Raw genomic sequence first — 20,542 nt, forward strand, 5'->3', positions numbered from 1 at the left:
GTTGAATAGCGGACTAAAAACTTGTGCCCAGAATTATTCCTGATCGTCAGTTAGAAGCTTCTTCTGTATACTGTTTATATGTACAGTATCAGGGAAGATGCTCATGTCATCGGCAAGGAATGCCAGGGCGAGTCAAGTACCGAACTATGAACGTCATCGGCCCGAACAGACGCTTCTCTATCAATTGGTTCAGCAGCACTATCCGGTCTTTAAGTCTTCTTTAGATGACCAGGGACAAAGTTTGCCGCGTTACGTTCAGAGAGAATTCGAGGATTTTCTCCAATGTGGTCGGCTAGAGTATGGCTTTTTGCGTGTGCGCTGTGAAGATTGTCATCACGAGCGTTTGGTCGCTTTCAGCTGCAAACGGCGTGGTTTCTGCCCCAGCTGCGGTGCCCGCCGGATGGTGGAGAGTGCCGCACTTTTGGTGGATGAAGTATTTCCCGCAGAGCCTATTCGCCAATGGGTGCTGAGTTTTCCTTTCCAGTTGCGCTTTTTGCTGGCCCGTTACCCGGAGCTGATGGGCAAGGTCTTGAGCATCGTTTACCGTATACTCTCAACCCATCTGATTAAGAAAGCGGGTTTTACCAAGGCTACGGCACAAAGTGGATCGGTAACGCTCATCCAACGCTTTGGCTCCGCGCTGAATCTGAATGTACACTACCACATGCTGTTTCTCGACGGGATTTACACCGAAGACGGCCATGGTAAACAGCGCTTCCATCGGGTCAAAGCGCCGACCCACGATGAGCTGAATACCCTCGTCCACACGCTTAGCCATCGCATTGCTCGCTGTCTGGAAAAGCGAGGCGTATTAGAGCGCGATGCCGAGAATACCTGGTTGACTCTGGAAGAGGAGGAAGGCGATGTGCTGACGCAACTGCAGGGCGCATCAGTGACCTATCGCATCGCCACCGGTCCTCAGCAGGGGCGCAAGGTCTTCACCCTACAAACCTTACCGGGGCGAGAGAATCAGGCCGACACCAACAGCCGAGTGGCGAACTATGCCGGCTTCTCGCTACACGCCGGTGTCATGGCCGAAGCGCATCAGCGAGATAAGCTTGAGCGCCTGTGTCGCTATATCAGTCGGCCAGCGATCTCGGAAAAGCGTCTGGCATTGACCGCCAATGGACAAATCCGCTACGAGCTCAAAACCCCTTACCGCAATGGCACTACGCATGTGATCTTCGAACCACTGGATTTCATTGCCAAGCTAGCGGCTTTGGTACCCAAGCCTAGGGTCAACCTTACTCGATTCCACGGGCTTTTTGCACCGAACAGCAAACACCGCGTTCAAGTAACACCCGCTAAGCGGGGCAAAAAGCCCGATCAATCGGAAGGTCTCGATACTGGCTGGTGTGACAAGAGCCCGCAGAGCGCCACCGCGCTATGACCTGGATGCAACGACTCAAGCGTGTTTTCAACATCGACATCGAGGTCTGTGAACACTGCGGTGGCCAAGTCAAAGTGATTGCAAGCATTGAAGACCCGAAGGTGATTGAGCTGATTCTTAATTACCTCAGGCAGAAAGCCGCTAAGGTTGACGCTGCCAAACAGCACGAATTGCCGCCAGAGCGAGCCCCGCCACTGACTCCCAGCCTGTTCGACCCATCGCAGACTTGCCTATTTAATTGACGCGCCTAAGTTCTCAATCCATGCACTGTCAGCCTTTGCGGCAGGCCGGTGGGGCAACTGTCGGCTAGAGATCCATTCGCCAGGGCACTGTTGCAAATAACCACGAATGGTAAGCTGAAGACTGTTTTAGCTAAAGGTGCAGCATATGAATCCTTTCCATGGTCGGCATTTTCAGGGCGAAATCATTCTTTGGGCTGTGCGCTGGTATTGTAAATATGGCATTAGCTATCGTGAACTGCAGGAAATGCTGGCCGAACGGGGTGTGAATGTTGATCACACGACTATTTACCGTTGGGTTCAACGTTATGCTCCTGAAATAGAAAAACGTTTACGCTGGTATTGGCGTAATCCTACAGATCTGAGCTCGTGGCATATTGATGAAACCTATGTAAAAGTGAATGGACGATGGTCTTATCTGTATCGTGCAGTCGATCAACGTGGCGATACCATTGATTTTTATCTTTCTTCTAGACGTAATACCAAATCAGCATATTGTTTTCTTGGAAAAATTTTAAATAATGTGAAGAAGTGGCAAATTCCACAAGTGATCAACACGGATAAAGCACCCACATATGGACGTGCTTTATCACGGTTAAAACGGGAAGGTAAATGTCCACCAGACCTTGAGCACAGGCAGATTAAGTATAAAAATAACGTGATTGAATGTGATCATGGCAAGCTAAAGCGGATCATCAGGGCCACATTAGGATTCAAATCTATGAAGACGGCTTATGCCACAATTAAAGGTATTGAAGTCATGCGTGCACTACGTAAAGGACAAGCATCGTCATTTTATTATGGTCAGCCTCAGGGTGAAGTGTGTCTAATCAACAGGGTTTTCGGTCTCTAAGTACTTTTTAAAGGGAACATCATCGACTCAAATCTCTATTTGCAACAGTGCCAAAAAAACCAACTTCAAGTTGGTTTTTCTTTTTTAATCATCAGTGGCGACCTTAACACCATATCCAATTAAACCTGCAAGGCTAGCATAGGCTATTTTGGCATAAATCGAACCCCACCAGACCGTAATTTTACTGGCACCAAATTCCCGAACCGTTTGCCCCATAAAATTAGGTTCATCGCACTTTGCCGGGAAATGCAGCACGGATCTTGAGGAAGAAGTAGTCCGTGTCGCGGTATCCGTAGGCCATCCGCTTAATGACTTTGATCCGGTTGTTCATGCCCTCCAGCACGCTGGTGTTCAGCCGGTGGAGGGCACTGGAAACGATACCCTCCATATATGGCTCCAGCTTCTTGGCAAATCGTACCAAAGCATCAATTCCGCTACCGAGGGCCATGCCGGCCCATTCCAGCCAGGCGCTTCTGGCCGTCGTCTCGCTTTCCGCAAACCATAGCGTCTTAAGTTGGTCCTTGAGCACGTATACCGTAGTCAAGGACGCATTGGCGGCCAGGAGTTCGTCCAGCTTGACCGCCTGCTCGGGCTCAAGGTTGTCAGCATTGCGTAACAGTATCCAACGGCTGCTTTTGATCACCTTGCGGGCGACCTTGTCATCTCGCAGTTGATTGGCCTGATCAACTCGCACTCTATCCATCACTTCGCGGCCATACTTAGCCACCACATGGAACAGATCGTAGACCACCACCGCGTTGGGGCACTGGGCCTTCACTTCAAGATCGAAGGCTGAGTTCATGTCCATGGCCACTGCCTCGATCTGGTTCCGGGCATCGCCTAACCACTCGAAGAACGGCCGGATCGCCTCACGGGAGCGGCCCTCGCCAATCCACACCACCTGCTGGGTGTCGGCACAGGCGACCACCGTGGCGTAGCGATGACCCTTGTGCAGGGCGAATTCGTCCATCATCAGGCGGCGCAATCGACTTCGATTTGGCTCGTGCAAATCACGTTTGAGCCGCTCCATGTCAATGGTCTTGACTGTATGCCAATGCAAGCCCAAAAGATTGGCAACATGGCTGACGGGCAGCATCTGTACTAATTTCTCAATCCAGTTGCGCAATGATTGCGTAATACGGGAGCGCCGTGGTAGCCAATCGATCCGCTCTCTGGTTGGACCGCATTGTGGACAACGCAGCCGCCGCACAGGTACATCCAACTCGACGCGATACTGCATAATGGGTGACTCGCGAACTCGGCGCCAATTGATGTCATGTACTAGGAAACAAGGGCAATCGCATCGGCTACAAATTGGCGTATGCTCCTCGTCGTGTGTAAGACGGATCAGCAAAGTCTGTTCATCCAGAAGCCCATGAGACGCTGGCGAAAAGCCCTTCCAGAACAGGCTCCAAACATCAGCGCTAGTCATGATCATGGACCGATTGCGCGCTATCGGTGCCTTGTAGCGCCAGGGCATCATGTTCTTCTTGGCTGAGATGGCGTCTGTTGGGATTGATGCAGGACAGACAAAGCACTGCTGTTGCGAGGATGAGGCAATAAGCGATGATCGGCCAGGTGGTACCAGTCGATAAAAGCGTAATAATGAGTGTCCCGATAATCCCTAACAGTAGTCCACCCAAACAGAAGTAGACTGCTGTAGCGGTCCCAGCGATATGATCGAAACCTCGAAGAGCGGCATTGGGTGCCACCGATACCGCAGTGGCGATACCAACACCAACGAGCCACATCGGGGCGATGAAGCCAAGCACCGAGACCGGTGCCAATGTCTCGCCAACAGCGAGCAACAGCGCTCCCGCCATCAGACACCCCATTCCCACTCGTAAAGTCTTCAGGCTTCCCCACCGGGGAATCAGTCGTCCCATGACTCGCGCTGTAGCCATCATAGCGATGGCCACTGTCGCAAATAGCAAGCTGAAGCTAAGCTGCGATAACCCTTGCCTCCCCATCATTAGCCAAGGGGCGGTCGAGAAAAAGACGAAAAAGCTGCCCATCCCCGCGCTGTAACAGAGCGTGTACAGCCAGAAGTTCAGGTGTTTCACAGGAGTCAATAGCTGCGACCACTGTAGGTCTGCCGTCCGGTGCCGCCGAGTTTCTGGCCAGAGTCGCCAGGCTGCGATAACAGCGCCTATCATTGCCATCCCTAGCAAGCCGAAGATTGCGCGCCACCCGAGCCACGCGTCGACCAGCGCTCCTAGCAGTGGGCCTATCGCTGGAACCATCGCAAGCATAGAGCCGAGCAAGCCATAGATGACGTTGCTTTCCTCACGGCCCGAATAGATGTCGCGTACCGTCGCGAAAGTGGAAACGAGACATGCCGAAGCGCCGCAGGCCTGAAGAACGCGGAAGCTCAGAAAAAGTTCTGGCGATGAAACTACGGTGAGGCCGAATGAAGCCGCAATATAGGCAATCCCGCCACCAAGTAAAACGGGGCGGCGACCCAGCCGATCCGACAGTGGGCCGAAGAGAAGCTGTCCGGCTCCAAGCAAAACCAGGTATGCCGTCAACGTCAGCTGGATCGTCCCTGCACCGGACCCAAGTGCATCCGCCATGAAAGGCACCACGGGCAGGTACATATCCATGCCCAGTGACGCCAGCAAATCGAATGGTGATAACAGCAATAGCGTGGCGGGAAGAGAATACCGCCAGGAAAAATCTTTTGAGCGCACGAAGCCATCTCCTTAAGTTAAGAATTTGGCGGCGCTCTTGCAGAGCAACTAGGTTCTTGAGAACGCCGCAACAACCGAAAACGAAGGTTGCTGCGGCTTACTTGTCTGCTTTCTTGGTAGCGCTCATGTGCGGGTTATTTCGTGAATGAGTCCATATCGTAACAATCTTCACGCTAAAGTGCAAAGAACCTAAAATTAGTGGTTTCATAGAAATTTTTAGCAGAATAACCTAACGCAATATGATCAAGGACAGGGAATAAACTAAAAGCTAAACCTACTGCTGCTGCGGGGAAAGTAAACTCTCTTGATAGACCGAATTTTCCAGTAATAAATACAAGCGATACCACGATAATTAATCTAATGATAGTCCATAGCATCACTGTGAAAGGCAAGTTAAAGATGCCTGCTCCCTGCCACGCAAGACCGCAAACAACTAACACGATAAAGCCTACAACTATCAGGAATAATACAAATTTATCATGATCATCTTTACTCATTAAAAAGTCTTTTATGGTTTGTTATTTTCACTTGCTTATGCCAGGTGAAGTTAGATTCTAGGTGTATTTCTAGGGGTAGTATTAAGATTGCTTTGCAGCTTCATCTTGTGATTAGGAGCATTCAAATTTTCTTCCGGTGCAGTAATCTTTTGCTTCAATAACTGCTCACGGTACTCGCTATAAACTTCAGTTTTATTGCGGGCAGTAAAACGGTGTGCGCTCTGATCTTTAAACTCTGTGAAGTACCGATCTGAATACTTAACAGAAAGTTTTTCAAATGGAATCTCATATTCCATATCATTGATTCGAGCTTTAATCATTGGTTTATCTTTCATCTTGTAGGCATCAAGAACCTTTAATTCTGTTCCCTTCTCAAAGGTTTCTTTCTTAAAGAATCCAGTCTTGATCTGTAACCCTTCCTCAAGTTTGAGAAGCTCACCTTTTGCAATTTTCATACCTCTAATGCTACCGATCTCATCACCTAAAATAGATTTAGATTTAAGATTCGCACGAACCTCGGTAACAATTTCTTCCTTCGTGAATGTACGATTCTCTGAAGTTAAAGCATGTATCTTCGAGTTAATTCCGTATATCTCCCGCTTATCTTCAATATGGTGGCGGTGATCTTGCAGATATGCTTTGATCAATTTTTCTTGCTTGTCTACTAAAGTGAAGTCTGTAGAAAATTCTTTCTTTTCTGATCGTCCTAGAACTTTTTTGAAGTTTTCAAAAGGTGTAACTTCTTTTTCAACAGGATTGTAATTCTGATCATATGAGATTTTCCCATCTGGACGTTTAACGAATTCTTTTTCATTCGTGGTAAACGACATAGCAGAATAATTAATTTCGACATTATGTTTATGTCGGGTCAAAGCAACATAAGTTAAATTAGCATTCATGTTCTCACTCGCCACAATATAGGCATTATCAACAGTCATACCTTGTGATGAGTGAATAGTATTTGCATAACCATATTTAAATTGGTTGTATTCATTTAAATCTACTTTAATGATCTCATTATTTCTATCTGACTGAACCATCATAAATTTAATGTTATTAAGATTATCTTTTTCAAAACCGATTACTTTTGCTGTTTCACCATTGCTAACTTTTAATTTTGAATCATTCTGCTTAAATACAATTTTTTCTCCGACAGTAATTTCAATATCACCGAAAGCAGTTTTAACATGATTACCAGTAGCAGAAAGTTGACCATTTTTAATTAATACATTTCTTGCCATGCGGTTTAATTCATTCACATCATTATTTGAATGAGCAAGCATTAACTTATTTTCGCTAGAATCTTCACTCCAAGATTTAATAGTTTTGGCTAGTGCTAGATCGTGAGATTCATATTCATTAACAGCATTAATGGTCTTATAAATATCTAATGCTTTGTCAACTTCATGCTTAGATAACAACTTAGATGCTTCAATCATTTTCTCTGATTCCTTCGCATATTTTTGTCGTTGTATATTTTCTAATGAAGCAATATTTTTCTTATCAAGGTTATCTTGAATATGAGCAAAAGCAGAACCAGCACTAACAGCACTTAACTGATAACTATCACCAACAAGTTTTATTTGAGCATCATGCTTCTCTACGATCATGAGAAGTTTTTGCATGTCTCTTGAGCCGACCATCCCCGCTTCATCTAAGATCAAGACAGTCTTATTATTGATCTCAAAATTACCACTTTCATATCGGGCAAGGAATGAAGCAATTGTACTGCTTGGAATATTACAATCGTCAGAAATAGCTCTAGCTGTAATTGCCTGCAAAGCAATACCATGAACTTTATAATCTGAAGTTTTGAAGGCTTCAGAAACAGCACTAAGAACATAAGACTTACCAGTACCAGCCGAACCATTTAGCAATGAGATTCGATCAGTAGAAGTCAAAGTATAATAGGCTGCTTCTTGCTCTCTATTGAATGTTCTTTTATCAGCAATTTTTACAGCATTTAAAGTGAATTTTTCAGTTAAATTAAATGGCTTCTGTACTCGACTTTGCTCATTGGCATTGTAGATAAATGCAGTAATAGAATCTTCAATTCCGACCAATTCTTTTGATGAGAATACAACCTTATCTTTCCCAAACAACATTGCCATATCAGGACAAGTCATTACAGCTTCATAGGCTTTAAGATATTGTTCTTGACTGTCAGTATGAGCCATAACAAAACGCTCAAGATCACGGGCAGTAAATACAGACTGATTAGAAGTTAAAGCTCTAATAACTTCCGAAGGACGCTCAATAATAATTTCGCCATTTTGATGACGTATATTTTTTATATTTTCATTAATGAAATATTTATGATTACTAACATAATCAGCCCTGAAGTTTTGACTGGATAATTCAAGCCCCTGAGCCTTATAACTTCTATGATCTATACGAGCATCAAGACCTAAATTTTCGCAAAAATCGTTTACATGGTTAGCCCATGATAAGCGTGTATCTGCCACAAAAACTTTAGATGAAAAATAGCGATCTTTACCTGCCCCGCCCTTTTCAGGATTAGTCGGATTGTAGCGTTTAAAGTGTTGTACTTCGTCACGATCAATACCATCTAATTTTCTTTCACTAAACATCAAATGAATATGAGGATTTTGTTCACCATCACTTGCTAATGGGCTATGAATTGCATAGGAATATGTGAAGTTTTTACCTAAAGTCTTATCTACAAATTCCTGTACTAATTCTTCACGTTGTTCTTTATTCAATTCTCTAGGCAATGAAATTTCCAATTCAGTATAAATACGTCCATTAATGCGTTCGTTCTTATCTGCTGACTTCCAAAAATGAGCAGCATCTTTAGCCCAATTTGGTAAATTTCCTGATTTTATATTTTCTAAATCTTCTCTTTTGTATTTACCTTCACGATTTATATAAGCGTAATGGCTTGCCCCTCGACTTCCCGAAGAACCGTATTGCCTACCTGATTTAACTGATAAGTGATAAATCGCCATAATTCGCCTATTTTGAATCTGCTTTTTTTGTTTCTCGGAGAGAAACGCGGAAGCGTGCATTCCAACTGCTGTTGTCATGATAACTTCAATATATATTCGCTACAAGGTGATAACCCATAGTTCAGAAACCCCAAATCTGAGGGTCTATAAGTGACACGATTAATAAGGATTTTTTTAAGCTATAAACTGTAATTTTTTGTTATTAGATAGACATTAGGATATTTTTTAAACTAAAGGACTGAAAGCCAATTTTAAAATTTTAAAAATCCTATAAAAAATGATCACCTGGCTAAATATTTTTCAATTCAAGTCATACTCAGAATAAATATTTCTTTAATTGTAAAAGTCAGAAATTAATAATTTAATATGATTTTTGTTGTTTAGTGCTGTAATAGATTTCCTCTATTTTTAGTTATGCTATGATTTAAAAATATTGACAATGAGGAAGTGGCAATGGCTATCGAAAATCTAAAATTTACTGAAGATCAAAAAAAGTTTGTAACTGATGAAATCTCTCGTTTGAAGGGATTAGAGAATAGAAACCAAACTGAAGATTTAATTTTGTCACTTGTTAAAAGTATTGAATCAGGCTCACCAACAAAGCAGCAAATTAGTTCATTTGAACGTGTAATGAAAAATGAATTTAAAAAACATAAAGCACGTTTAGAATTAGAAAAAATTAAGGAAGATGAAAAAAAACTTTTAGCTAGTTTGAAAAAAGATGCTCAAGCTGCTCAAGTTAAAGATCGCAAAAAACGTGAACATAAATTAATTTCAATTGGTGCGCTTTTTGAAATAGTAGATTTCCCAACTGAAGATAAAGGAATTATTACTGGTGTTCTTTTAAAGGCTCTTGAATCATATAAATCCAATCCCCAACATTTTGACAGTTTAAAAATTGCTGGTGACAAATTTATTGCTGATCGGGAACAATCAAAAAAATCTAAATCAACTCTAGTTGATAATTCAGGCTCTACAAATTAAAGAATATTCAAACTGGTAAAAATATAATTTAATTTTTTTCAGTCGCAACCCTGCGGGATTGCTTTGTTAATCCCGCTTATAGGTAACATGGAAGTAGTTGCGGGTCTGCGGTCAGCTAGCCAAAATCACAGATTTTGTCTGCTTCGCTTGCCCCATTCAACAGTAATCAGAGAAGGGAGGATTTTTCAGATTTTTCAGTTCGCAAAGTAGACACTTTGCTCTGCTCTATCGTTTAGGATTCAATATCTTTTTTTGAAAATTCAAAATAAATTAAATCTTTTTTACCTAGCTCAACCATTATTGAATTATAAAAATTGACAGGTAAATTTATAAATTCCTGATGCTCCGACCATAGTGCTTGTTCACCTTTGAATAGATATTTATATCTTGGATTGCCAAGTTCTATACGCTCTTTTTCTTTTGCAATTACTTCCGATCTGATTGCATTAAGCATATCTACAATTTGAATTGCTTTAGGGTCAATTTGATATTCCCTAGAGCTTTTCCCATTAATCCAAAGTTGAGCATCACGGCTATTGTACTTAGTTTCTTCCGTGTGGACTACCTTGTAAAATTCAATTATTTGCTCTGGGCTATATAAACCATTTCTGAAGCATTCAATTTTGAATTGAGCATTATTCATTTTTTCAGTTCCTTAATATTCATTATATGATACGCAATGAACCGCATTTTTTTGAAGCATTAGAAATCTAAACATCAAAAAAATGCGGGTGACTATTACCCCTATTTATTTTCAAATAAGAGCCTTAAATATAATTGCCAATCTTTATATATTAATTTTGAATGCTTCATATTTTCCTCTGTAGTGAATTGACCCCCTTCAGGGGGTCAACTGTTTTATGCGTATGATGATGTATAGCAGCGTTTATAAACTTTTGTACCTGTCGGCAATAATTCAAAATCTAATACTGTTGCATTTGCAGACTGATGAATCACGATATAGTTATCCATGATCTTTTTTTTCATTGGCTCTTTGCTGGTAAATTCATTCGGTAAAGGCACAACATAACCTTGCATTGAACCTGTTGCATCATAAGCCTGTTTAAGTTCACGGATGACACAATATGCCCGGCTTTTCTCAATAACTTGATAGAAGTCTACATTTGTTTGCTCATATCCCCATGAGGTATATAAGATCGTCCCGATCTCTAACTGATCACGGAATTTTTTAATTCGGGCTTTTTGTTCTTCCTTGTTCTTGATGGCGTTTTGATGGCTCAAGTTGTCTGATTGAATATTTTGAGAAACAGCTTCTTTCATACGTTCAACTGTTTTAAATCTAGTGTAGATAAAAGGGGGTCGTTTGCGGGAGAGGGCGAAATCCTACGCTAAGGCTTTGGCCAACGATATTCTCCGGTAAGATTGATGTGTTCCCAGGGGATAGGAGAAGTCGCTTGATATCTAGTATGACGTCTGTCGCACCTGCTTGATCGCGGCCGCGATAGCTAGATCGCGTTGCTCCTCTTCTCCATCCGCGTTCCAAGCTGCGGAAAGGCACCCATAAGCGTACGCCTGGTCGAGCAGGCGACGCGGATCGACGTCCAGCGCACGAGAGAATGCGTCCGCCATCTGTGCAATGCGTCTAGGATCGAGACAAAGGTCGTCTCTGTCAGCCGGATCGTAGAACATATTGGCGGCGCCAAAGCCCACTTCACCGACCAGACCGACGGGATCTATCACCAGCCAGCCGCGACTGGAGAACATGATGTTTTCATGATGCAGATCGCCATGTAGCCCACGCAGTTCCGAGGCATTGCTCATCATTTGATCGGCTATAATCGCCGCGTGGACGTAGTCAGTTTGACAACCTGCGTTTTGATCATCGCGCGCCCGCTGAAACAAAGCTGCAAAGCGATCCCGGATCGGGAGAAGGGCAGAAGGCAGGGGTTCCTCAGATGCGGCATACAGCTTCGCCATTAGTTCCGCTGCAATTTCGGTCGCCTGGTAGTCGCCGTGCTCGGCAACGATGTGAGAGAGCATTCGCTCCCCGGCATATTCGAGCAACATCAGATTGTTCTCACGACCGAGCAACCGGACTGCTCCCCTCCCATTGCGCCATACCAGATAGTCGGCCCCGCGCAGTTCATCAGCAATGTCTTCTATAGGTTTCAATCCCTTGACGATTGCAGGAGTCCCGTCTGGCAATGAAACTTTCCAAACGAGGCTGGAAAAGGTGTCCGCAATGAGAACAGGTTGCGAAACGTGCCAATGAGCAGGAAAAACAGGCGGCATGAACATCAACCCCAAGTCAGAGGGTCCAATCGCAGATAGAAGGCAAGGCGTTCGCGGTCGGGGGCTTCGATCCCCAATACATTGAATAGGACAGCGAAGGCGCGCTCTGCTTCATCTGGCGCTGCCCAGTTCTCTTCGGCGTTAGCAATCATGAGTGCCAAATCGGCATAGCGATCTGCTGTTCCGAGCCGCCCAAGGTCGATCAGACCCGTGCATTGAAGAGTTTTAGGGTCCACCATGAAGTTCGGCATGCAGGGATCACCATGGCAAACAACCATATCGGTGCGCTCTTGGTCGAGCCGCACCGGTAGCTCTCGTTCGACACGAGCCAAAAGATCGAGCTGCGGCGTACTCTTGTCCTCGTCCGGTAAGAAGTCGGGATTGACGGCATTGCGGGACACCACATCAACGGCGCGTCCGAACATTCGCGACAGCCTGCGCTCAAACGGACATTGATCAACCGATAGGCTGTGAACAGCGCCAAGTTGCTGCCCCATTGACGGCCACGCTTTGAGCAAATCCGCTCCAGACAGATCAGCCGCCGGTACTCCCGGAATTGCCGTTATCACCAAGCATGCACCCTCCTGTTCCTCCTGCCAGTTGATCACCTCGGGGCAAGCCACACCTCGACCTTTGAGCCAAATGAGGCGGTCACGCTCTCCAGCGAGCTCACCGCGGCGGGAAGCAGGTGCGATTTTCGCGAAGGCATGCCCGTCACCACGTCGAAAAACAAAATCACCAGATTCTCCGCCTCTGACAGGCAACCAGTCAGAATGCGATTCACCAAAAAAAATATTAGTTCGATTCAATGGAGGTTCCTTCAGTTTTCTGATGAAGCGCTCTGTACACGACAAAAATAGATAACTCATTGAAATAATGTCACAATAATTGTTTTCTAACGACGAATACTATGACACATCTCAATGAGTTATATCTTATCTTAAACAAATCTCTAAAATGGAACAAGTCACATTTAAAGTGCTTTGCGCTCATCATGCTTGTGATTATTTTAAAGCAAACATGTAATCTTTCTTCTGCATCTAAAGCCTTGCCCATCAAGTGTTTACCACAATCATTTTATCGACGTATGCAGCGCTTCTTTGCAGGTCAGTATTTTGATTATCGTCAAATTTCTCAGTTGATTTTCAATATGTTTTCATTCGACCAAGTGCAACTGACTTTAGATAGAACCAATTGGAAATGGGGAAAACGAAATATTAATATCCTGATGCTCGCAATCGTTTATCGTGGAATAGCGATACCTATCCTTTGGACATTGCTTAATAAACGTGGAAATTCAGATACGAAAGAGCGTATTGCTTTGATTCAACGCTTTATAGCCATTTTTGGTAAAGACCGTATTGTGAATGTGTTCGCAGACAGAGAGTTTATCGGTGAGCAGTGGTTTACATGGTTAATTGAACAAGACATCAACTTCTGCATTCGTGTTAAAAAAACTTCATTGTCACCAATCATTTAGGAAAGAATCATAAAATTAGTGATTTATTTCGCCATCTTAAAGTTGGTCAAATTGAATGTCGTAAACGACGGATTTTGGTTGGTCGGGTGAAACTATATATAAGTGCACTACAGTTAGAAAATGGAGAGCTTTTACTCGTCGTTTCTCCTCAGTTTAATGCCAATGCTATTCAGGATTATGCATTACGCTGGGAAATTGAAACCTTATTCAGTTGTCTCAAAGGACGCGGGTTTAATCTTGAAAATACGCGCTTGACAGACCCTAGACGAGTGAAAAAATTGATTGCGGTGTTAGCTATAAGCTTCTGTTGGTGTTACTTAACGGGTGAATGGCAACATAATCAAAAAAAAGCGATAAAAATAAAGAAGCATGGACGACTCTCAATGAGTTTATTTCGCTATGGTTTAGACTATGTTCAAATGGCGATTCAGCGTTTAATTGGTTTTGGGAAAAAAGAAGAGTTTAAGGAAATTTTGGCAATTTTAAGAAAGCAGAATCCTGATAGGATAAGGGTTCTGTGAAATTTGTCGTGTACAGAGAGGCAAAATAAGATATTCATGATTAGATAAATGTTGTTCTAGTTGGTTATGAGTTGTTTGGCTGAATTGATAAAAGTTGCTCAACTCATTAAGCAATTGAGGAGTTTTATTTGCATCAAATTTTGATGTTTTAATAAAGAATAATAAGCTTGCCCCTAAACCCACATACTCTAAGCCATAGTTTTGATCTAAATGCTCAATCAAGCTAAAAGACTCAAAAGGGTTCAAATCACAAGTAAAGTAACCATTGAGGCATGCTGCAAATTTTTGAGTTTCAGTTTGAATATTGACTAACTTTACTTGAATAACTTCATCTAAAATTTTTTCTGGTTCAGCATTGATCTGTAGCAGAGTTGCCTGATCTTCATCGCTATAGTTAAGTTTTTTTGGCAAGTTATTAAAGTTTAAATAATTTTCTGGCTTTAATAATTGTTCAATATGGTATTGAAGCTCTAAAGGTCGAGTATTTTCCCAACTTGCTGCACTGTCATCTTCAACGAATTCTGTGGTATCAAAATAAAGCCCCTCTCCCATTGAAGCATGCATGGACGTGTATTCGCACTGTCCTATATCTTCTAAAAGTAATAATACTTTTTTAGGGAAATGTTTCTGCTTAATTTCTGAATATAAGTTAACAACATCGTTCCATGAGTTTATTTCACTGATTGTTGCGTAGCATATTAATTCATGAGCATCTTCAGTTATAAGAGAGTTTTCTTTTTCTTTAATGCGAAAAACGGTCATAATTTTTTAAATTTAATCTATATTTAACGAACATTTATATCATAGATAAATCGTATATTTAACTTAATACCTTAATCCATGTTTTTAAAAAATCTTCTATATAAAAGGCCTAAACCCTCACGTTCAGGCCTCCTGCTTTTAAAACTTATTCAGACAACGCTAATAACTTCTGAACATACTGAACGGCACTGTTATCTATTTCTTGGTGAGTTGGAATAGCATCATCTGGTGAAGGGTTTGTGTCTAAACCATAAAATGCATAAAGCGGTTGATAAACTGCCCCAACATATAAAGCGGTGAGTTCAAAAGAACTAAAAATCTGTTCTAACGAAAGCTTATATTCGCCTTGCTCTGAATAAACTTTTTCTTGAGCACCTGCAGACACAGCCAACATAAATTTTTTATTTTTAAGCTTGTCACCTGTTGAGCCGTAAGCCCAACCATACGCCAAAACTTCATCAAGCCATTGTTTCAAAAGTGGCGGGCAGTTAAACCAATACACTGGAAATTGAAATACTAAATTTTCGTGTTCTTCTACAAGTGCTTGTTCTTTGGCAACGTCAATTACGCCATCTGGATAGGCTTGATAAATCTGGTGAACGGTAAATTGGTCGGGATATTTTTCTAACTCCTCTACCCATCTTTTATTAATTACAGACTGGTCTATGTGAGGATGCGCAACGATCACTAATGTCTTTTTCATTATAAAAACACTCTTATCGAAAAGTAGATAAATCGATTATAGAAGTGTGCTTTCCTAAATATAAGTACGGTAATTTTTGTTATATACTATACTAAAAGATAGTGTAGATTTAAAAAATGACTGACTGCCTACCATCAAATACGCCATTAGAAGAAACGGGATTTGGCTACACTCTTTCTTTAATTAATGGCAAATATAAGATGATCATCATGTATTGGCTGTATGGAAAAATTGTTATGCGTTTTAATGAGTTGCAGCGCTGTATTGGCAATATTTCGTTTAGAACGCTGAGCAATACACTTAAAGAGTTAGAAAGAGACGAACTTATTATTCGTAAGGAATATCCTCAAATTCCACCAAAGGTTGAGTACCGTCTTTCTGAAAGAGGACAATCTTTAATTCCCTTGTTAGATATGATGTGCCAATGGGGCGAGCAAAATAAGCCGTCTTAGTTTTATAGACTTGAAGTGATACTCAATATGAGACATGAATTAAAAGAAATTTTTATTAAGGGATGCGACGAGAAAATTGAAAAGAAGGGAGACAATGTCGGTCTATCTTTTTATGCCTTTTTTAAAAATAAGAATGATAACCCTGAGCTACTTATGGAAGCAGCGCATTGGTGGATTATGGAGCATAAGCTAGACCACTTCGAGAAAGCTGTGAAGATTAAACAATTGGTTTTGAGTGAAAGCTAAAAATAGAATTATTTAAAAGACTTAAATTTAAGTAAATTAAGCCTTTTTATTATTTTAAAAACTTCTATTTAACATATGACCAAACATCAGGGTCTGTATATTTTTCATTGATATGATAGCCCTCAGCCTTAGCTTTTCTCTCCTCCTTTTCCCGATATTTTTTATTTTCAATTAATCTCTTTTTAAACGCTTGCTCGAATTCACTAGGTGTCATTTTATCAGAGTCAGGAATTGAGTCTCTTTCATTGTATCGAACACTCTGAAAGCTAAATCTAAGCATATATTGCTCTTCATTACGCTCATTCTTAGCTGTTCTTTTTAAACTGATATCTAAAATAATCCCATTAGCGTACAATTTATAACCCAATGATTTTGTTGGGCTGTTGTTTATTATATTTTTCCACTCCTCAAAGCTAAAAATATAACTAGGATCAATGACATCACGACTTTTCGATAGATGCTTAATATTATCTTCTTTAGCAATACGCGGAGCATCTGTAAAGAAATAGTTTTTCCAATCAGCCTGATTAATACGTTTCATTAAAGCTACATAGCTTTGATAAACCTGCTCTGGGGTAGCAAATTCTTCTTTTGTGAGGCCAGCATCAATATCTAAAACTTGGATCCCTTCATTTTTGTCATATTGAGTTCCTAAAACAGAGAAAACATGTTCAATCGATAAAGTGTTAGAACCATTCTCTATAGTTATTTTTCCTAAGTTAGGAGGAGAAAATTGAAGTTCTCTAAAGCTAACGCCAGCTGGATGATTATCGACATTGCTATCACTATATTTTGAAAAATCTTGAATACCTTTTTCACCCATATGCAAAGTGTAGGCTTGCTGTTGGGAATCTAAACTTTCATTATGTTTTGCGGCTGGCTGACAAGCGGAAAGTAATAATCCAAAAATTAAAATTAAGAAATATTGTCTAAATTTTACCGTCATTATTAACTTCTCTACTTTGCTATTTCCCGACTCTGCGATAATTTTTAATCTTGGACAATAAAGCTATATGTCTTGTCAATTTCAGCATCACCACCTGCATAGAAGTCAGCTCGTATATGGATAGTATATTTTCCTTTGTACTTTGGAACACCCTTGATTTGTATAACATTATATCCATCCAAGTCATCAACAGGTTTAACGGTAATGCCTAGATTTTCTGGAATATTCGTTTCTAATTCAGCGTATTTATCTATAACTTTTCCTCCAGAAATCTTAATAATTTGTTGGTATTCTTGATTAATATGAGCGATAGGTAAACTCTCAGGAGAAATTTTATATTTCTTCCCACAACCTATAAGTACAAAAATAATTGAAAAAATAATTATTAATTTATGCTTCATTAGAAACTTTCCTTTTTAAAGACCTAAAACTAGAGATTTAGGTCTTTCCATTCTCAAATAAAATGGAACTCGATATAAAATATAAATCTATTAAATCTTTCCTTTCTCACTCCAATATTTTGCAATCTCTAAATTTTTCTCTACACCCAATCCATATTTATACATAAAGGCAATATCCCTCATAGCTTGTTTATTTCCAAGAGCAGCAGCCTTTTTACGTAGCTCTAGTGCTTTATAAGTATCTTGCTCAACTCCGTCACCGCTACTATACAAGTTAGCCAAACCAACCATACAATCTGCATCATTTAATTGAGTTCCTTTCGAAAACCACTTAAAAGCTTTCTTGTAGTGTTCATCTGCATCAGCTGGATCCATATCTCCAACAAGGCTAGCATAAGTGGCATATCCCTCACCGAGCCATTGCATTGCTTTTACATTACCGCTTTCGGCTGATTTAGTTGCCCAGAATTCCGCTTGAGTTTCATTCTCTTCGATACCCCATCCATATATATAAACATCTGCTAACTCTAGTTGAGCTGATATATCACCATTTGTAGCTCTCTTTAATAGGTCATCTGAGAAAATTGGATTAGCAAATAAATTCATTGAAAACATTAGTCCTATAGTAATGAAAAGAATTTTGAAGTTATTCATGTCTAACCTTAAATAGTTTTTTCTAACCTTTATAATCAAACAATAATAGATGAGAGCTATTTAAATTTAATGAATTAAATAATCACCTCCCGTATGGCGAAAATATTTATCTTTAATCTGTTTGCTATTTAAAACTTATAAATTTCTTTTTAATTACACTAAAGCCCAACTCCCGTCAGGCCTTTCCCCATCAAACCCGACTTAGAAAATAATCAATCAAATATTCCCTTTCATCAGTTTGATTTGAGCTTAAAAGCTGAACCATTGCCCCATCAATCACAAATAAAAACATATGCGCATCTTCAACTGTAGCGGCAGGTTTTACAGTTAAAAGCAGTTTATGAATTTCCTGAATAAGCCAGTTTCGATAATCAATAACTACCTTATAAGCCGACGGATAATGCTTTTCTATTTCAAAAATTGCTTTAAAAGGCAAACGATAAAGCCCGTCTGAGTCAGCATGTAAAAAGAAAATTCTCTTGAGTTTATCGAACACCATCAGTTCACGGTACGAATAGATCGTGGAAAATACCTCTTCTTTTAAAGCGTCTGTTTGAAAAGTTAAGCTCATCTGAATGAGTCTTTCTTTTGAATAGAAGTAGTTGTAAAAGGTGGCTTTGGGAATTTGGGAGTCGGCAATAATTCGGTCTACCCCTACCTTATGAAACCCATATTGGTTAAATAAATCTTTTGCCGTATGGAGCACTCGCAATGCTCTAAATGAAGCTTCTAAATTTTTCATGTATATCGCTTAAAATAATTTTTTGTTGTAAATAAAAGAGATAGAAATGCCGTCGCTCTTAAATTGAGCGCTAAAAACAGGCGTGCAAAAGCAGCACAAAAATGGTGTGCTCGCCTATCTCGGGTTTTATTGTTGCTATGATTTTTTAGTCGTAATGACCTATGGGCTAAAACCTAGAGTCGGTTAAACCGTTTTAAAGACCAGTTGGGTATAGAGTCAAAGATTTTGGCGAAGGTTGCCAATGAAAGAGATGAAATAGTACGCATATGCGGACTCCTTGTGTGTAAAGGAGTTCTACCTAATCACTGTCAAATGATGGTGGTAGAACGAGAGAAGGTTGACAGACTGACACACAAGAATCAGCACGCACAAGGCGTCCCTCCCTCGCCCTACCGCTACGAAGGGGGACGAACGAGTTCGCCACCAAAAAGAGAACTTTTTGATGTCTTGTGTGTTATATCGATCTGTCAAAATCGACTGGCAATGTAGGCCAGCAGGCAAAGGATAATCCGCGTGTTTTTAAGTGTCAATGTGATATTGGCTATTCATTTATAAAGATTATTTTTATTTTTCATTGGCCTAGTGATTTAAGAATATATTTTCTTAAAGTTTAGTTTGGCTGCTTATTTCATTGTTAATTTATCGTTCATTTTCAAACCTGTTTAAATGAACAGATTGATCACGCTATAAATAAAAGCTACATTAAATAAAGTTTGAATTTTATAACTTTAAATAAATTGATAACGCATGCAGGCAAAAACATGGAAACCATACATGATTTTTATCGCCGCTTTTCTTTAACCAGAGATAGCGATTACTCGGTTCCATCGACTTCGTTTGGACATTTTAACGTGTTCCAACGCGATGCCTGCTCATTTCTAACGCCTTATAGCCGCCGCGATTATTATAAAATTTCACTGGTTTTAGGCACAGGTGAACTTCACTATGCTAACCGCTGGATACGAGTCGACCGCCCTGCTTTACTGTTTTCAAACCCAATGGTGCCCTATGCATGGGAAATTAATTCGCCCGAACAGGCAGGCTGGTTTTGTCTATTTACCGAAGAGTTTGTAAACCAAGAAACGCGACAAAGCTTTTTAAAAGACTCACCGCTGTTTAAAGTCGACGGCGACCCGCTATATTTTTTAAATGACCAGCAGGTTGATGAAATTTCATTTATTTTCAAAAAGATGATGAATGAAATAAATTCAGACTACATTCATAAATACAATGTTTTAAGAAATTATTTGCATCTGATTGTACATGAAGCCATGAAAATGCAACCGACCCAACAGTTTGAAAAACATAGTAATGCTTCGGTGCGCATTTGCCATTTATTCTTTGAATTATTAGAGCGCCAGTTCCCAATCGACTCGCCACATTTTCAGCTTAAACTCAAAACTGCAAATGACTTTGCCTATGGCTTGTCAGTGCATGTCAACCATTTAAACCGCGCTGTAAAAGAAGCCACAGGTAAAACCACCTCTGAACATATTAGCTCGCGTATTACGCAAGAAGCCAAAGCGCTGCTACAGCACACCAGTTGGAATATTTCCGAAATTGCTTATAGCTTAGGCTTTGAATATTCAGCGTATTTCACCAACTTCTTTAAGAAAAATACCGGATTTTCGCCTAAAAAATTCCGCGAAGACTGTGTAGCCTAAAAACAGATTGTTTGAATTTTATAATTATTGGTTTGAATGTTATACGTCAGTTTGAGCCAAAGCATTTTATAGTTTTTCTACTCAAGTGATTTTGCA

At 40.8% G+C, this 20,542-nt stretch carries 21 protein-coding genes and 1 pseudogene; 7 read left to right on the forward strand and 15 right to left on the reverse strand.

The features are described 5' to 3' along the window. The first annotated feature begins 97 nt into the window (after nt 1-97). Both EGT34_RS10095 and EGT34_RS10100 read left to right on the forward strand, forming a co-directional pair. Nucleotides 98-1,632 (forward strand): annotated as a pseudogene (locus EGT34_RS10095) (IS91 family transposase). A gap of 145 nt (nt 1,633-1,777) precedes the next feature. Further along, nucleotides 1,778-2,482, forward strand: a complete 705-nt coding sequence (locus EGT34_RS10100) for an IS6-like element IS1006 family transposase (protein WP_001067784.1) — start codon at nt 1,778-1,780, stop codon at nt 2,480-2,482. 84 nt (nt 2,483-2,566) lie between these two features. Here EGT34_RS10100 and EGT34_RS21445 read toward each other — a convergent pair whose 3' ends face one another. The 5 genes from EGT34_RS21445 to EGT34_RS10120 form a co-directional block, all read right to left on the reverse strand. After that, a complete protein-coding gene (locus EGT34_RS21445; protein ID WP_257787393.1) occupies nt 2,567-2,698 on the reverse strand; it encodes a hypothetical protein in 132 nt (43 codons plus the stop codon). Nucleotides 2,699-2,708: 10 nt separating this feature from the next. Beyond that, nucleotides 2,709-3,914 (reverse strand): ISL3 family transposase, encoded by a 1,206-nt coding sequence (locus tag EGT34_RS10105; protein ID WP_031944396.1) that lies wholly within the window; start codon nt 3,912-3,914, stop codon nt 2,709-2,711. Continuing rightward, complete coding sequence (gene cml / locus EGT34_RS10110) at nt 3,907-5,172, reverse strand: CmlA/FloR family chloramphenicol efflux MFS transporter (protein WP_031944395.1); 1,266 nt, start codon at nt 5,170-5,172, stop codon at nt 3,907-3,909. Before cml ends, EGT34_RS10105 begins: the two co-directional genes overlap by 8 nt. A gap of 173 nt (nt 5,173-5,345) precedes the next feature. Then, nucleotides 5,346-5,669 carry a hypothetical protein gene (locus EGT34_RS10115; protein WP_024437503.1) on the reverse strand — a complete coding sequence of 108 codons (324 nt, stop codon included), beginning with the start codon at nt 5,667-5,669 and terminating at the stop codon, nt 5,346-5,348. A 50-nt stretch (nt 5,670-5,719) separates the two neighbouring features. Then, nucleotides 5,720-8,638: an AAA family ATPase gene (locus tag EGT34_RS10120; protein ID WP_005119228.1), complete on the reverse strand. Its 2,919-nt coding sequence runs from the start codon at nt 8,636-8,638 to the stop codon at nt 5,720-5,722. Between the two features lie 453 nt (nt 8,639-9,091). Between EGT34_RS10120 and EGT34_RS10125 the strand changes: the two genes are divergently transcribed. Then, the gene (locus tag EGT34_RS10125; protein WP_000963725.1) at nt 9,092-9,622 is read left to right on the forward strand and encodes a conjugal transfer protein TraD; all 531 of its coding nucleotides are present in this window, start codon (nt 9,092-9,094) and stop codon (nt 9,620-9,622) included. A gap of 232 nt (nt 9,623-9,854) precedes the next feature. On the opposite strand, the gene EGT34_RS10130 is transcribed toward EGT34_RS10125, so the two are convergent. The 4 genes from EGT34_RS10130 to aph(3'')-Ib form a co-directional block, all read right to left on the reverse strand. After that, nucleotides 9,855-10,265 (reverse strand): hypothetical protein, encoded by a 411-nt coding sequence (locus EGT34_RS10130; RefSeq protein ID WP_001057867.1) that lies wholly within the window; start codon nt 10,263-10,265, stop codon nt 9,855-9,857. Nucleotides 10,266-10,480: 215 nt separating this feature from the next. Further along, on the reverse strand, nt 10,481-10,903 hold the full coding sequence (locus EGT34_RS10135) for a hypothetical protein (RefSeq protein WP_000656635.1): 423 nt from the start codon (nt 10,901-10,903) through the stop codon (nt 10,481-10,483). Between the two features lie 141 nt (nt 10,904-11,044). Then, on the reverse strand, nt 11,045-11,881 hold the full coding sequence (locus EGT34_RS10140; RefSeq protein ID WP_000480968.1) for an aminoglycoside O-phosphotransferase APH(6)-Id: 837 nt from the start codon (nt 11,879-11,881) through the stop codon (nt 11,045-11,047). Then, the gene (gene aph(3'')-Ib / locus EGT34_RS10145) at nt 11,881-12,684 is read right to left on the reverse strand and encodes an aminoglycoside O-phosphotransferase APH(3'')-Ib (protein WP_001082319.1); all 804 of its coding nucleotides are present in this window, start codon (nt 12,682-12,684) and stop codon (nt 11,881-11,883) included. The genes EGT34_RS10140 and aph(3'')-Ib overlap by 1 nt, the downstream gene beginning before the upstream one ends. Before the next feature lie 101 nt (nt 12,685-12,785). Here aph(3'')-Ib and EGT34_RS10150 point away from each other — a divergent pair. Further along, nucleotides 12,786-13,876, forward strand: a protein-coding gene (locus EGT34_RS10150) for an IS4-like element ISAba1 family transposase (RefSeq protein ID WP_085940648.1) whose coding sequence is annotated in 2 segments (ribosomal slippage) — nt 12,786-13,326 and nt 13,326-13,876 — 1,092 coding nt in all. Because the reading frame shifts where the segments join, the coding sequence is not laid out codon by codon here. On the opposite strand, the gene EGT34_RS10155 is transcribed toward EGT34_RS10150, so the two are convergent. Together EGT34_RS10155 and EGT34_RS10160 are read right to left on the reverse strand one after the other, a co-directional pair. After that, the gene (locus EGT34_RS10155; protein WP_049867141.1) at nt 13,838-14,638 is read right to left on the reverse strand and encodes a hypothetical protein; all 801 of its coding nucleotides are present in this window, start codon (nt 14,636-14,638) and stop codon (nt 13,838-13,840) included. The genes EGT34_RS10150 and EGT34_RS10155 overlap by 39 nt on opposite strands. Nucleotides 14,639-14,783: 145 nt before the next feature. Beyond that, on the reverse strand, nt 14,784-15,341 hold the full coding sequence (locus EGT34_RS10160) for an NAD(P)H-dependent oxidoreductase (protein WP_000753356.1): 558 nt from the start codon (nt 15,339-15,341) through the stop codon (nt 14,784-14,786). 116 nt (nt 15,342-15,457) lie between these two features. On the opposite strand from EGT34_RS10160, the gene EGT34_RS10170 reads away from it, so the two are divergent. Together EGT34_RS10170 and EGT34_RS10175 are read left to right on the forward strand one after the other, a co-directional pair. Beyond that, nucleotides 15,458-15,793, forward strand: coding sequence for a winged helix-turn-helix transcriptional regulator (locus tag EGT34_RS10170; protein ID WP_000128770.1), 336 nt, complete (start codon nt 15,458-15,460; stop codon nt 15,791-15,793). Between the two features lie 27 nt (nt 15,794-15,820). Further along, a complete protein-coding gene (locus EGT34_RS10175; protein ID WP_001215527.1) occupies nt 15,821-16,039 on the forward strand; it encodes a DUF6500 family protein in 219 nt (72 codons plus the stop codon). 64 nt (nt 16,040-16,103) lie between these two features. Here the strand turns inward: EGT34_RS10175 and EGT34_RS10180 are convergent, their stop codons facing one another. The 4 genes from EGT34_RS10180 to EGT34_RS10195 all read right to left on the reverse strand — a co-directional run bounded on the left by EGT34_RS10180 (nt 16,104) and on the right by EGT34_RS10195 (nt 18,782). Then, entirely contained in the window at nt 16,104-16,985 is an 882-nt protein-coding gene (locus EGT34_RS10180) for a hypothetical protein (RefSeq protein ID WP_000216332.1), read from the reverse strand. A 44-nt stretch (nt 16,986-17,029) separates the two neighbouring features. Beyond that, a complete protein-coding gene (locus EGT34_RS10185; RefSeq protein WP_000681000.1) occupies nt 17,030-17,386 on the reverse strand; it encodes a hypothetical protein in 357 nt (118 codons plus the stop codon). Between the two features lie 90 nt (nt 17,387-17,476). After that, nucleotides 17,477-18,040, reverse strand: a complete 564-nt coding sequence (locus tag EGT34_RS10190) for a tetratricopeptide repeat protein (protein WP_001058679.1) — start codon at nt 18,038-18,040, stop codon at nt 17,477-17,479. Nucleotides 18,041-18,230: 190 nt separating this feature from the next. Then, on the reverse strand, nt 18,231-18,782 hold the full coding sequence (locus tag EGT34_RS10195; protein ID WP_000792721.1) for a TetR/AcrR family transcriptional regulator: 552 nt from the start codon (nt 18,780-18,782) through the stop codon (nt 18,231-18,233). A 761-nt stretch (nt 18,783-19,543) separates the two neighbouring features. On the opposite strand from EGT34_RS10195, the gene EGT34_RS10200 reads away from it, so the two are divergent. Continuing rightward, complete coding sequence (locus tag EGT34_RS10200) at nt 19,544-20,446, forward strand: helix-turn-helix domain-containing protein (protein ID WP_000447720.1); 903 nt, start codon at nt 19,544-19,546, stop codon at nt 20,444-20,446. Nucleotides 20,447-20,542: the final 96 nt, after the last annotated feature.

The organism is Acinetobacter sp. FDAARGOS_558 (genome assembly GCF_003937785.1).
Classification (GTDB): Bacteria; Pseudomonadota; Gammaproteobacteria; order Pseudomonadales; family Moraxellaceae; genus Acinetobacter; species Acinetobacter baumannii.